The organism is Methylopila sp. 73B (assembly GCF_000526315.1).
GTDB lineage: Bacteria > Pseudomonadota > Alphaproteobacteria > Rhizobiales > Methylopilaceae > Methylopila.
In genome coordinates this window covers 3,102,501-3,116,342 of the sequence record NZ_JAFV01000001.1, presented here as the reverse complement: position 1 = coordinate 3,116,342, position 13,842 = coordinate 3,102,501, and the positions used below count along the sequence as shown (strand labels likewise).

At 70.8% G+C, this 13,842-nt stretch carries 9 protein-coding genes (1 of these 9 cut by a window edge); 7 read left to right on the top strand and 2 right to left on the bottom strand.

From position 1 onward, the window contains the following. Positions 1 to 40: 40 nt before the first annotated feature. The 6 genes from K244_RS0114935 to K244_RS0114910 all read left to right on the top strand — a co-directional run bounded on the left by K244_RS0114935 (position 41) and on the right by K244_RS0114910 (position 8,461). Positions 41 to 1,294 (top strand): aspartate kinase, encoded by a 1,254-nt coding sequence (locus K244_RS0114935; RefSeq protein WP_024816528.1) that lies wholly within the window; start codon positions 41 to 43, stop codon positions 1,292 to 1,294. Between the two features lie 92 nt (positions 1,295 to 1,386). Next, on the top strand, positions 1,387 to 3,657 hold the full coding sequence (gene ptsP / locus K244_RS0114930; protein ID WP_020187082.1) for a phosphoenolpyruvate--protein phosphotransferase: 2,271 nt from the start codon (positions 1,387 to 1,389) through the stop codon (positions 3,655 to 3,657). Further along, a complete protein-coding gene (gene prfA / locus K244_RS0114925; RefSeq protein WP_020187081.1) occupies positions 3,654 to 4,742 on the top strand; it encodes a peptide chain release factor 1 in 1,089 nt (362 codons plus the stop codon). The genes ptsP and prfA overlap by 4 nt, the downstream gene beginning before the upstream one ends. After that, the gene (gene prmC, locus K244_RS0114920) at positions 4,739 to 5,590 is read left to right on the top strand and encodes a peptide chain release factor N(5)-glutamine methyltransferase (protein ID WP_020187080.1); all 852 of its coding nucleotides are present in this window, start codon (positions 4,739 to 4,741) and stop codon (positions 5,588 to 5,590) included. The genes prfA and prmC overlap by 4 nt, the downstream gene beginning before the upstream one ends. A 371-nt stretch (positions 5,591 to 5,961) precedes the next feature. Next, positions 5,962 to 7,005: a DUF4167 domain-containing protein gene (locus tag K244_RS24345; protein ID WP_024816527.1), complete on the top strand. Its 1,044-nt coding sequence runs from the start codon at positions 5,962 to 5,964 to the stop codon at positions 7,003 to 7,005. 166 nt (positions 7,006 to 7,171) lie between these two features. Next, positions 7,172 to 8,461, top strand: a complete 1,290-nt coding sequence (locus K244_RS0114910; RefSeq protein ID WP_020187078.1) for an MFS transporter — start codon at positions 7,172 to 7,174, stop codon at positions 8,459 to 8,461. Between the two features lie 16 nt (positions 8,462 to 8,477). Here the strand turns inward: K244_RS0114910 and K244_RS0114905 are convergent, their stop codons facing one another. After that, on the bottom strand, positions 8,478 to 9,254 hold the full coding sequence (locus K244_RS0114905; protein WP_020187077.1) for an MOSC N-terminal beta barrel domain-containing protein: 777 nt from the start codon (positions 9,252 to 9,254) through the stop codon (positions 8,478 to 8,480). Positions 9,255 to 9,490: 236 nt separating this feature from the next. Here K244_RS0114905 and clpB point away from each other — a divergent pair, with 236 nt between their 5' ends. Beyond that, positions 9,491 to 12,091, top strand: a complete 2,601-nt coding sequence (gene clpB, locus K244_RS0114900) for an ATP-dependent chaperone ClpB (protein WP_020187076.1) — start codon at positions 9,491 to 9,493, stop codon at positions 12,089 to 12,091. Between the two features lie 100 nt (positions 12,092 to 12,191). On the opposite strand, the gene K244_RS0114895 is transcribed toward clpB, so the two are convergent. Beyond that, positions 12,192 to 13,842, bottom strand: partial view of a M23 family metallopeptidase gene (locus K244_RS0114895; protein WP_020187075.1) — the 3' portion only. The gene runs 320 nt beyond the window's last position; only the last 1,651 of its 1,971 coding nucleotides appear in the window; its start codon lies beyond the right edge, outside the window — the gene reads right to left on this strand; its stop codon occupies positions 12,192 to 12,194.

Here is a 13,842-nt window from a genome sequence, read left to right as displayed (position 1 = left end):
CCCGCCGCCTCCGACCGTTTTTCCGAGACTGATCAGTTCGATGGCCCGCATAGTGATGAAGTTTGGCGGCACGTCCGTCGCGACCGTCGATCGCATCCGCAACGTCGGCGCTCACGTGAAGCGCGAGGTCGACGCCGGCAACGAGGTGGCGGTCGTGGTCTCGGCCATGGCCGGCGCGACCAATCAGCTCGTGGCCTGGACCCGCGAAGCCTCGGCGATCCACGACGCCCGCGAGTACGACGCGATCGTTGCGTCCGGCGAACAGGTGACCTCGGGCCTGCTGGCGATCGTGCTGCAGGACATGGGCGTTCCGGCGCGCTCGTTCCAGGGCTGGCAGATCCCGCTGCGCACCGACGGGACCCATGGCTCGGCCCGCATCGACTCGATCGACGGCTCGGCGCTGATCTCGCGCATGACGGACGGTCAGGTGCCGGTGATCGCGGGCTTCCAGGGCATCGCGCCGGACAACCGGATCGCGACTCTCGGCCGCGGCGGGTCGGACACCAGCGCGGTCGCGGTGGCCGCCGCTGTGGGCGCCGATCGCTGCGACATCTACACCGACGTCGACGGGGTCTACACCACCGACCCCCGCATCGTGCCGAAGGCGCAGCGCATGGAGCGCATCGCCTTCGAGGAGATGCTGGAAATGGCCTCGCTCGGGGCCAAGGTTCTTCAGGTGCGCTCGGTCGAGATGGCCATGGTGCACAAGGTCCGGGTGTTCGTGCGCTCGAGCTTCGACGCGCCGGACGCGCCGCAGGTCGGCCCGAACGGCCTGCCCCCCGGAACGCTTATCTGCGACGAGGACGAGATCGTGGAACAACAGGTCGTCACCGGCATCGCCTATTCCAAAGACGAGGCCCAGATCACGCTCCGCCGGGTGGAGGACAAGCCGGGCGTCGCCGCGGGCGTGTTCGGACCGCTCGCCGAGGCTGCGATCAACGTGGACATGATCGTCCAGAACATCTCCGAGGACGGCCGAACCACCGACATCACCTTCACCCTGCCGACCGGGGACCAGGAGCGGACGCTCCAGATCCTCGAGTCCAAGAAGGCCGAGATCGGGTTCAGCGAGCTCAACACCAACGCCGACGTGTGCAAGGTGTCGGTCATCGGCATCGGCATGCGCAGCCACGCGGGCGTCGCCGCGCAGGCGTTCGAGGCGCTCGCGAAGCGCGGCGTCAACATCCGTGCGATAACGACCTCGGAGATCAAGATCTCTGTGCTGATCGACGCGGCCTACGCCGAGCTTGCCGTTCGAACGCTCCATTCGGTATACGGGCTCGACAAGGCCTGACGCGCCGACGCCGTCGGGCCTCCAGCAACCACACGACTCAAGCTGCGCGGGGGCGTTGAAGGGCGCAAAGCCCCCCACCCGGAGAGCGGAAGATGCGAGGCGCGTATGGCGGCCCGCGCGTGCTTTTGCGCCGGCTGCGGGAGGTCATGGCGGACCCGGTCACGGCGCAGGAGCGTCTTGACCGGATCGTGGTGCTGATCGCCGCCAACATGGTGGCCGAGGTCTGCTCGGTCTACGTGCTACGGTCGGATAACGATCTCGAGCTGTTCGCCACCGAAGGCCTGAACCGGGATGCGGTCCACCGCACCACCATGCGCAAGGGCGAGGGCCTCGTGGGCCTCGTCGCGGACGAGGCCGAGTCGGTCAACCTGTCCGACGCCCAGGCGCATCCCTCGTTCTCCTACAAGCCGGAGACGGGCGAGGAGATCTACCACTCCTTCATGGGCGTCCCGATCCTGCGCTCGGGCAACACGCTCGGCGTGCTCGTCGTCCAGAACAAGGCCCATCGCACCTACTCCGACGAGGAGGTGGAGGCGCTCCAGACCACCGCGATGGTCATCGCCGAGATGGTGGCGAGCGGCGAGCTGTCCGGTCCCGGCGGGGCCGAGACGGTCGGCCGCAGGCCGGCGCACTCGGCGGGCGTCTCGCTGTCCGACGGCATCGGTCTCGGCCACGTGGTTCTGCACGAGCCGAAGATCGTCGTGAAGAACTTCATCGCCGAGGACGTGAACAAGGAGCTGAAGCGCCTCGACGAGGGCCTCGTGCGGCTGCGCGCGTCGATCGACGTGCTGCTGGACGACGGCGACGTCGCCCGCGCCGGCGAGCACCGCGACGTGCTCGAGACCTTCCGCATGTTCGCCCACGACCGCGGCTGGGGGAAGCGCCTGCACGAGGCGGTGATGACGGGCCTCACCGCCGAGGCCGCCGTCGAGCGGGTCCAGTCCGACACCCGCGCGCGCATGCAGCGGCAGACCGACCCCTATCTGCGCGAACGGCTGCACGACCTCGACGACCTCGCGCACCGCCTGCTGCGCGAGCTGGCGTCGCCGGACCACGCCTCCCGGCCGCGGGAGGAGCTGCCGGAGAACGCCATCGTGGTCGCCCGTTCCATGGGCCCGGCGGCGCTGCTGGAGTATGACCGGACGCGGCTGCGCGGCCTCGTGCTCGAGGAGGGCTCCGGCTCGAGCCATGTGGCGATCGTCGCCCGGGCGCTCGGGATCGCGGCCATCGGCCAGCTCGAGAACGCGACCGGCCTCGCCGAGGCGGGCGACCCGATCATTGTCGACGGCTTTTCCGGCGAGGTGCACGTTCGCCCGACGCCCGACGTCGAGCGCGCCTACGCCGACAAGGTCCGCTTCCGCGCCCGCAAGCAGGAGCAGTACCGCGCGCTCCGCGACCGTCCGTTCCGCACGCGGGACGGCGTCGAGGTGGCGCTGTTGCTGAACGCCGGCCTGCTGGTCGACCTGCCGCACATCCCCGAGACCAACGCCGCGGGCATCGGCCTGTTCCGCACCGAGCTGCAGTTCATGGTCGCGCCCTCGCTGCCGAAGACGGCCGCGCAGGAAGCGCTCTACCGCGCAGTTCTCGACGCCGCCGGCGAAAAGCCGGTCACCTTCCGCACGCTCGACGTCGGCGGCGACAAGGTCCTCCCCTACATGCGCCTGGAGCCGGAGGAGAACCCGGCGCTCGGCTGGCGCGCGATCCGGCTCGGCCTCGACCGCCCGGCGCTGCTGCGCACCCAGATCCGCGCGCTGCTGCGCGCGGCGGGCGGGCGCGATCTGAAGATCATGTTCCCGATGGTGTCCTGCGTCTCGGAGTTCGACGAGGCGAAGGCGATCGTCGAGCGGGAGCAGGTCCGCCTCGCGGCGCACGGCTTCGAGGCGCCCGCGAAGGTGCGTCTCGGCGTCATGGTCGAGGTGCCGTCGCTGCTGTTCCAGCTGGAGGAGATCGTCCGCCGTGTCGATTTCCTCTCGGTCGGCTCCAACGACCTGATGCAGTTCCTGTTCGCGGTCGACCGCGGCAACGCCAAGGTTTCCGCCCGCTTCGATCCGCTCGACGTCGCGTTCCTGAGGGCGCTCGCGCGGGTGACGGCGGTCGCGGGCGCCGCCGGCAAGCCGGTGACGCTGTGCGGCGAGATCGCCGCCCGGCCGCTCGAGGCCATGGCGCTGGTCGCCATCGGCTACCGCTCGATGTCGGTCTCGCCGGCCGCGATCGGCCCGGTGAAGGCCATGCTGCTGGACCTCGACGCCGGCGACGTCGCGAACTTCGTGCGCCCGCGCCTCGAGCGGTTCGACGGCGGGCATTCGCTGCGCGCGGAGCTCGGCGATTACGCGCGGTCCCGGGGGCTTCAGATCGAGCCGTGAGCGTCGAACTCCCCAGAGACAAGCTTGAGGCTCTCGTCGAGCGCTTCGCGGCGGTCGACCATGCGCTCGGGCAGACGACCGAGGGCGCCGAACTCGCGCGGCTCGGCCGCGAGCGCGCCGAGCTCGAACCCGTGGTCGAGGCGATCCGCGCCCTGCGCGCGACTGAAGACGAGATCCAGGACCTCGAACATCTCGTCGCGGACGGCGGGACGGACGCCGAGATGCGCGACCTCGCCCGCGCCGAACTCGACGAGGCCCGTGGTCGCCGGGACGACGCGGCCGAGGCGCTTCAGATCGAGCTGCTGCCGAAGGACGAGGCGGACGCGCGCGGCGTCATCCTCGAGGTGCGGGCCGGCACCGGCGGCGACGAGGCGGCGCTGTTCGCCGGCGACCTGTTCCGCATGTACCAGCGCTACGCCGACGCCTGCGGCTGGAAGGTCGAGGTGCTGTCGACCAGCGAAGGCGCCATGGGCGGGTACAAGGAGATCGTGGCCGAGATCGCCGGCAGGGGCGTGTTCGGGCGCATGAAGTACGAATCCGGCGTCCACCGCGTGCAGCGCGTGCCGGCGACCGAAGGCTCCGGCCGCATCCACACCTCCGCCGCCACCGTCGCGGTGCTGCCGGAGGCGGAGGAGGTCGACGTCGCGCTCGACGACTCGGAGCTACGGTTCGACGTCTACCGGGCGCAGGGCGCGGGCGGCCAGCACGTCAACAAGACCGAGTCGGCGGTGCGCGTGACGCATCTGCCCACCGGCATCGCGGTCGCCGTGCAGGACGAGCGCTCGCAGCACCGCAACCGCGCCCGCGCCATCGCGCTGCTGCGCGCCAAGCTCTACGACATCGAGCGCGAGCGGGTGGACGGCGCGCGCGCCGACGCCCGCCGGGTCCAGGTCGGCTCCGGCGACCGGTCCGAGCGCATCCGCACCTACAATTTTCCGCAGGGCCGCGTCACCGACCACCGCATCAACCTCACGCTCTACAAGCTCGACGCCGTGATGGAGGGAACCGCCCTCGGCGAGCTGATCGACGCCCTGTCGGCCGAGCAGCGCGCCCGGCTTCTGGCCTCGGAGGACGCGGCGGCGTGACGCTGGGCGAGGCCGCGCGCGCCGCCGCGTCGCGGTTCGCCGCGGCCGGGATCGACACGCCCGAGGCCGACGCCCGGGCGCTCGCCCGCGAGGCTTTCGGCCTCGACGCCGCGCGACTGATCGCCAGAGCCAGCGATGCGGCGGACGTCCACGCCCTCGCGCGGCTGGAAGGCCTGATTCGGAGGCGTCTCGGCGGCGAGCCCGTCGACCGCATCCTCGGCCGCCGCGAGTTCTGGGGGCTCGACTTCACGCTCGCGCCCGAGACCCTCGCCCCCCGCGGCGACACCGAGACGATTGTGCAGGCGGCGCTCGACGCCGTCGGCGGGCGCGATCGGCCGATCGCGGTTCTCGACCTCGGGGTCGGCTCGGGCTGCATCCTGCTGGCGCTGCTGTCCGAACTTCCGCGCGCCACCGGGCTGGGCGTCGACCGCTCGTTCGGCGCCGCCCGCGCCGCGCGCGCCAACGCCGAACGCCTCGGCCTGGGGGCGCGCGCGCGCGTCGTCGTCGGCGACTGGGCGACGGCGCTCGGGAGCCGCTTCGATCTCGTCGTCTCGAATCCGCCCTACATCGCAAGCGCCGACATGGCCGGGCTCGACCGCGAGGTGCGGGAGCACGATCCCGCCCGCGCGCTCGACGGCGGCGCCGACGGCCTCGACGCCTACCGCGCCATCGTCGCGGACCTGCCCGCGCGCCTCAACACGGGCGGAGCCGCCGTGCTTGAGCTCGGCGCCGGCCAGGAAACCGACGTGGCGCGCCTCGCCAGCCAAGCCGGCCTGCGGGTCGACGGCGCCGCGCGGATCGATCTCGGCGGCGTCCCGAGGGCGCTGGTCCTTGGGGCGGCGACGTAAGCGGTAAAAACCCCTTGGAAAGCGAAGGTCGAGCCGCTATCTTACCTATCGGAATCGTCTGACGCCCGCCTAGTTCGCGAGAACGGGGCATGAGAGCGACGGACGGATAATTTCGAAACCGCGTCCGCACGGATCTACCGGCGACCGGACTCGAAAGATCGACGCACCGCTTCGATCGCGCCTGATCGCCGCGCAGGGCTTCGGCTTTGCAGCGGACGCCGGGTTGCTTTGCGCGCCAGCTTCGGCAGGCGGCGCAGGGCGGCCGGGTTGGACGCCCCGCCTCGGCGGGAGTATCAGCGCGCGCCCGGATCCGGTCTCGGTCCCCGGCCTTGACGGGCCCTCAATCCAGAACGAGTGCTGATTTGAACGCCATGAGGCAAGGACAAGCGAAGCGCCTCCGCGGGCGCAACCGCGGCGGCGGCGGTGGTGGAGGCGGCGGTGGCGGCGGCGGAGGCGGCAAGGGCCCGAACCCGCTGACCCGCAGCTACGAGTCGAACGGTCCCGACGTAAAAATCCGCGGCACCGCGGGCACCATCGCGGACAAGTACGTTCAGCTGTCGCGCGACGCGACGTCCTCGGGCGATCCGGTCGCCGCCGAGAACTACATGCAGCACGCCGAGCACTATTACCGGCTGCTGGCGGCGGCGCAGGCGCAGTATCAGCCCCACCAGACCTTCGTGCGCGCCGACGCCGACGACTTCGCCGACCCGGACGAGGACGACGACAGCCTCGAGGGCGGCGACCCGAACGGTTACGCTCAGCCGAACGGCCAAAACAACAGCCAGCCGTCCTATGGCGCGGAGCGCCAGGGCGGCGGACAGCGCCATCAGAACGGCCGGCCCCAGGGCGGCGGCCAGAACTATGGCGGCGGCCAGAATCCTTACGCCAACTCCAACGCCGGCGGCGGCCAGAACGCTCAGAGCGGCGGTCCGAACGCCTCTGGTCCGAACGCCGGGGGCCAGAACGTCGCCGGACAGGGCGGCTTCGGCGACCAGCCGCGTCGGTTCGACCGCAACGACCGGCGTGACCGCAAGGACCAGCAGCCGCGCGCCCTGCGTCCCGAAGCGGCGGACGACGAGCCGGCGGCCAACGCGCTTCCGGCCTTCATCACCGGCGGCGCGCCGCAGCCGGCCCCGGCGCCCGCTCCGGCCCCGGTCGCGGCGGCTCCCGCTCCCACGCCTCCCGCCTTCGTGGGCGAGCCCGAAGCGCCGAAGGCGGCCGGGGTCGCGGAGGCTCCGCTCGCCGCGGCGCCCGTCGACGAGGCGATCTCGACCGACGAGCAGGGCGAGGGCCGGGCGCCGGCCCGCGGCCGCCGCCGTCGCTACGGGCGTTACGGCCGCGGCGCGGCCGGCGAGGACGGCGCGCCGGCGATGGCCGGCGACGCTCCCCCGCCGTCGGACGTCGCCACCGACTGACGGTTCGAGACCCACGTTTGAAAAGGGCCGGAGCGGCGACGCTCCGGCCCTTTTTGTCGCAGGTGCAAAGGTCGATCTTGGCGACCATGCCGTGCGCGCCATCTCGGCCACCACGCGGCGTTGATCGAGGATCAACGGGGCGCTTCCTGCTCCGGAAAACGTCGCCATGAACACGATCGCCGCGCTCACCACGCTCAACTTCCTCCTGGCCGACGTCCGGGACGGGCTCGGTCCCTATCTCGCGATCTTCCTGCAGGGTCAGGGCTGGTCGGCGATCGACATCGGCTACGTCCTGACCATCGGCGGCCTCGCCGGCATGATCGCGACGACGCCCATGGGCGCCTTCGTCGACGCCACCCGGCGTAAGCGCATGGTCACGCTGATCGCCGCGCTCGCGGTGACCGCCGCTTGCCTCGCGATCCTATATTTCCCGAGCTTTCCCGTCGTCTCGATCAGCCAGGTCCTCACCGGGGTCGTGGGCGCCGTGATCCCGCCCGCGATCGCCGCGATGACGCTGGGGATCGTCGGACCGAAGGAATTCTCTCACCAGATCGGCCGCAACGAAGCGGCCAACCACGGCGGCAACGTCGTCGCGGCGGTGGCCTGCGCGGGCTTCTCCTACCTCGTCGGCATCCAGGCGGTGTTCTTCGTGATGATCACGATGGCGGTCGGGTCGATCGCGGCGACGCTCGCGATCAAGGAGAGCGCGATCGACCACGACGTCGCCCGAGGCCTCGACAAGAGCGCGAAACATGACGGCGCGTCGGGATTCTCGGTCCTGCTCAAGACGCCGGCGCTCCTGATCTTCGGCCTCATCCTGATGCTCTTCCATTTCGGCAACGCGCCGATGCTGCCGTTGGTCGGTCAGCGCATCGAAGCGCTCGGCCTCGGCAACGCCGTGTTCTGGACCAGCGTCGCCATCATCGTCGCCCAGGCGGTGATGGTGCCGATGGCGCTGTTCGCCGCGCGGATCGCGGAGCGCTACGGCTACGCGCCACTGCTGCTCGCAGCCCTCGTCGCGCTGCCGATCCGCGGGATCGTGGCCGCCTCTGTGACCGACGCCTGGATCGCGATCCCCGTGCAGATGCTCGACGGAGTGGGCGCCGGCATCCTCAGCGTGGTGACGCCCGCGCTCGTCGCCCGCATGTTGCGCGGCACCGGCCGGTTCAACGTCGGTCTCGGCGCGGTGATGACGGTGCAGGGGATCGGCGCGAGCCTCAGCACCACAGCCGCGGGCTATCTCGTGCAAGACGGCCGGGCGTGGTTGTCCGCGCTCGGAATCGAGACAGGCTTCACCGGCTACGGCGTCGCCTTCCTCGGCCACGGCGCTGTGGCGCTGGTCGCGCTCGCGGTCTTCCTCGCCACCATGCGGCTGATGCCGCTCGAGCCCGAGTCGGGGCACGTCCGCGGGGGCGCCGCGAGCGGACCCGGCGCGCCGACGCCCGCTCCGGCGTAAGCGGGCCGCGCCGGTCTTAAGCCGCAGCGAGCGCGATCGGCGCGCCCACCTCCAGCCGGCCCGGCGTCGTCACCTCCACGTAGACGCCGCAGTCGGCGTGGCCGAAGCTCTTCATCAGTGTGACCGGTATCTTGAGGTCGCGTTCGGCGGTCGCCGGGTTCACGTTGGTCGCGGCGCAACGCGCCGTGCGTTTGACCACCGTCATGCGCACCTCTCCGGAGACCAGCTCGCGTCCGGCCCAGTCGAGCTCCTCCCACGCGTCGAAACCCTTGATCTCCAGGTTGCCCCGGAAGCGGAGCGGATCGACCGCCGCACCCACCATCGCGCCGACGGCCGTCACGCTCGCGTGGTTGATCAGCGAGAGAAAGCCCTTCGCCGTGTCGGAGAACGTGTGGCCGCCCGGCGCGGGAAGCACCGCGAGCGGACCGTTCAGCTCGCCGTCCATGAACTCGGTGAACCAGGCGGCCGTCGCGGCGCGGCCATCCTCGGACGACAGGTCGGCCGTCAGCGCCGTGTCCTCGCCGCGCCGCACGGTGAGGGTCGAGGTGGCGAGATCGAACGCGGTCGCAAGTCCCGCAAGCCGCGCGTTCTTCATGAGACAGAGGAAGCGCTGTTTTGGAATGAAGGCCGGCGCCGCCGGATCGAAGCCGGACGGGCCGTTCTCGATGGCGAAGCTCCGGTCGCCCGCGATCGGCTGGCCGGGAAGCACGTCGATCGCCTCGAGGTCGTCGGGCGACAGGCCCTTCACGGGGTAGCGCCGCAGCGCCGCGATCCGGCCGATGGTTGGAGGCATTCGAGACGATCCTGATGCTGATCAAGGAAAAGCGCGCCAAGACCGCTACCATCCCCTTTTGTTGCCAAATGGCAACACCCATATCGGTCTTGGACGCAGCCGCTCAAGCGGGGCGTTCCGTCCGCCGGACCGGCGGAGACGATTGAGGCGTCGGCGGACACCGAACGGGTTTCCCGCCGCGGAGGCTTGGCGACAGGCAGCGGAGCGATCCGGCGCGCTCACCAGAGGAGGGATTGATGAATCCAGAAATCTACACCGAACGGGTGCGCGGATTCCTGCAGGCCGCGCAGGCCGCCGCGACCGGCGCTGGCCACCAGCAGCTTCTTCCGGAGCATGTGCTGAAGGTGCTGCTCGACGATCCGGAAGGCCTTGCCTCCGGCCTAATCGATCGCGCCGGCGGCCGCTCGGCGGACGCGCGCGCATCGCTCGAGGCGGCCCTGCGCAAGGTGCCCAAGGTCGGGGGCGCCGGAGCCGGCAACCTCTATCTCGCGCCCGCGACCGCGCGGATCTTCACCAGCGCCGAGGAGATGGCGAAGAAGGCTGGGGACCAGTTCGTCACGGCCGAACGGCTGCTCACGGCCTTCGCCGTCGAGAAGGACACCGAGGCCGGCAAGGCGCTCGCCGCCGCGGGCGTGACGCCGCAGGCGCTCAACAAGGCGATCGAGGAGCTGCGAAAGGGTCGCACCGCGGATTCGGCGACGGCGGAGAACGCCTACGACGCGCTCAAGAAGTACGCCCGCGATCTCACCCAGGCGGCGCGCGACGGCAAGCTCGACCCGGTCATCGGCCGCGACGAGGAGATCCGCCGCACCATCCAGGTTCTCTCGCGGCGGACCAAGAACAACCCCGTGCTGATCGGCGAGCCCGGCGTCGGCAAGACCGCGATCGTCGAGGGCCTCGCGCTCCGCATCGTCAACGGCGACGTGCCGGAATCGCTCAAGGACAAGAAGCTGCTGGCGCTCGACCTCGGGTCGCTCATCGCCGGCGCGAAGTACCGCGGCGAGTTCGAGGAGCGACTGAAGGCCGTGCTGTCCGAAGTGCAGTCGGCGGCGGGCGGCATCGTCCTGTTCATCGACGAGATGCACACGCTCGTCGGCGCCGGCAAGGCGGACGGCGCGATGGACGCGTCGAACCTGCTGAAGCCCGCGCTCGCCCGCGGCGAGCTGCACTGCGTCGGCGCGACCACGCTCGACGAGTACCGCAAGCACGTCGAGAAGGACGCCGCGCTCGCCCGCCGGTTCCAGCCCGTGTTCGTCTCTCAGCCGACGGTAGAAGACACGATCTCGATCCTGCGCGGCATCAAGGAGAAGTACGAGCTGCACCACGGCGTGCGCATCGCGGACTCGGCGCTCGTCGCCGCGGCCACGCTCTCGGATCGCTACATCACCGACCGCTTCCTGCCCGACAAGGCGATCGACCTGGTCGACGAGGCGTCCGCGCGGTTGCGCATGCAGGTCGATTCCAAGCCCGAGGCGCTCGACGAGCTCGACCGCCGCATCATCCAGCTGAAGATCGAGCGCGAGGCGCTGAAGAAGGAGACCGACGAGGCCTCCCGGGACCGGCTCGTGAGGCTTGAGGCCGAGCTCGCCGGCCTTCAGGAGGAGGCCGACGCGCTGACCACGCGCTGGCGGAACGAGAAGGACAAGCTCGGCCGCGCCCAGACGCTCAAGGAGAACCTGGACAAGGCGCGGACGGAGCTGGAGCAGGCGCAGCGGCAGGGCGATCTCGCCCGCGCCGGGGAGCTCGCCTACGGCGTCATCCCGAAGCTCGAGCGCGAGCTGAAGGAGACGGAGGAGGCGGGCGCGGTCGCCGGCGACCTCGTGAAGGAGGTGGTGACGCCCGATTCGATCGCGCAGATCGTCTCGCGCTGGACCGGCGTGCCGGTCGACAAGATGCTCGAGGGCGAACGCGCCAAGCTGCTGCGGATGGAGGACGAACTCGCCAAGCGCGTCGTCGGCCAGGCCGAGGCGGTGCAGGCGGTCTCGACCGCCGTGCGGCGCGCCCGCGCCGGCCTGCAGGACCCGAACCGGCCAATCGGCTCGTTCATGTTCTTGGGGCCCACGGGCGTCGGCAAGACCGAGCTGACCAAGGCGCTGGCGTCGTTCCTGTTCGACGACGACAACGCGATGGTGCGCATCGACATGTCGGAATACATGGAGAAGCACGCCGTCAGCCGTCTGATCGGCGCGCCTCCGGGCTACGTCGGCTACGAGGAGGGCGGGGCGCTGACCGAGGCGGTGCGGCGACGGCCCTATCAGGTCGTGCTGTTCGACGAGGTCGAGAAGGCGCATCCGGACGTGTTCAACATCCTGCTGCAGGTGCTGGACGACGGGCGCCTCACTGACGGTCAGGGACGCACGGTCGACTTCCGCAACACGCTGCTGATCATGACCTCGAACCTCGGGTCTGAGTATCTGGTCAGCCAGCCCGAGGGCGAGGACACAGAAGCGGTCCGGGACGAGGTCATGGCGGTGGTGCGCGCGCACTTCCGGCCCGAGTTCCTCAACCGGGTGGACGACATCGTGCTGTTCCATCGGCTGAAGCGCGAGCAGATGGGCGCGATCGTCGACATCCAGCTGGTCCGGCTGCGCAAGCTGCTGGACGGCCGCAAGATCACGCTCGACCTCGACCAGGCGGCGCGCGACTGGCTCGCGAACAAGGGCTACGACCCGGCCTACGGGGCGCGGCCGCTGAAGCGGGTGATCCAGAAGTACCTGCAGGACCCGCTGGCCGAGCTCATCCTCGCCGGCGAGGTGCGCGACGGCGAACGGATCGCGGTGTCGGCGAGCGGCTCCGGCCTCATCGTCGGCCCCCGCGTGGTCGCCGCGGCGGCCTGATCACGCAAACGGCGGCGGCCGGGAGACCAACCCGGCCGTCGCCCTTCGTGTCTCCCAAAGTAGGCCGGGACGCGCCCGGTTCACGGGCGTGCGCGCGGCCTCAGCCGCCCTCGACGTCGCCGCTGGGCTTGCCGGCGGCCGCGGAGTTGCGGCCCAGCATGCCGTCGACGCGTTCGCGTTCGCGCTCGAAGGCGGCGAGCAGCCGGCCGTCGAGCTCGCGGCCGCGCGGCAGCTTCACCTTCATCGGATTGACGAAGCGGCCGTTGACCAGAACCTCGTAATGCAGGTGGGCGCCGGTCGAGAGGCCGGAAGAGCCGACGTAGCCGATCACCTGGCCCTGCCGCACCGCGGTCCCGGGGTTCACCCCGCGGGCGATGCCGGACATGTGATTGTAGGTGGTCTCGTAGCCGTTGGTGTGCACCAGCTTGACCTGACGGCCGTAGCCGTTGGTCCAGCCCGCCTTCTCCACCGTGCCGTTGCCGGAGGCCACGATCGGCGTGCCGACCGGGGCGGACCAGTCCACGCCCGTGTGCATCTTGGAGTAGCCGAGCACGGGGTGGCGCCGGAAGCCGAAGCCGGAGCGCATGACGCCGCCGTTCATCGGCTTGCGCATCAGGAACTTGCGGGCGGACTTGCCGCCCTCGTCGTAATAGTCGGCGAGGCCGTCGTCCTCGGTCTCGAAACGATAGAACCGGCGCTGCTCGCCCGCGAGGCTGAGCGCCATGTAGGTGACCTCCGGCGCGCCCGCCTGCTCCTCGTCGGCGTCGTAGAACACCTCGAACGAATCGCTCGGGCCGACCGGCCGGTTGAAGTCCACGTCGTAGGAGACGATGCGGACCATCTCGTCCACGATCTCCTTCGGCACCTCATTCTTGAGCGCCGCTTCGTAGAGGCCGTTGTAGAGCCGCATCCGGCCGGGGGTGCCGGGCCGTTCGACCTCGTCCGCGATCTCTTCCGCGGTAGGCTCGTCGGCGAGGTCGGAGGCGTCGGCGACCGCGACGTAGTCGCCCTGGTCCGACAGCGCGACCGAGCCCAGATGCTCGCCGCTCCCGTCGAACAGGCTGACCCGCACGGGCTGGAGCCGGTTGAGGCCGGGGGCGGCGGACCGGCCCATCAGCACCTTGAGCTTCTGCCCCGCCTTCACCGAGGCGACGCCGTAGCCGTCGCGGCCCGCGAATCGCTGCGCGATGGCGCGGGCGTCGTCGAGCGCGGCGCCGCCGTCGCGCACCAGCGCGGTTTCCAGCGAGCCGTCGACCGCGATCGGGACCGCCCGCTCGCCGGGGCCGGTCGCGACGTCGACGTCGAGCGTCGGCGCGGATTTCGCGACCAGGGTCACGTTGGCGGCGATGGGGCGGGGATCGAACGGGCTCGCGATCGAGGACACCGCCTCGGGGGCGTAGGCCAGCCGGCTCTGGGCGCCGGGCGTCAGCTCGAGCGTGGGCGCGAAACGTGAGGCGAGCTCCAGCGCGGCGGCCTCGCGCACGCGGGCCCGCACCTCGATCGGCGGGATGGTCGGCCCTTCGTCGACCGCGATCGAGGTCGACGCGAGGTCCTTCACCGTGAAGGACAGATCGCCCTCGGAATCGGTCGGCTGGGTCGCCCGGTCCTGGGGCGCTTCGGCCAGCACCTTGAGCGGGTCGAAGGTCGGAACCCTGGACGCGAACTCCGTCGGCTGCTGGGCGAGGCTGGAGGAGACCTTCACAAACTGGCGCATCTTCACGACCTCGCGGTCGCCGTGCCGGGTCGTGGTG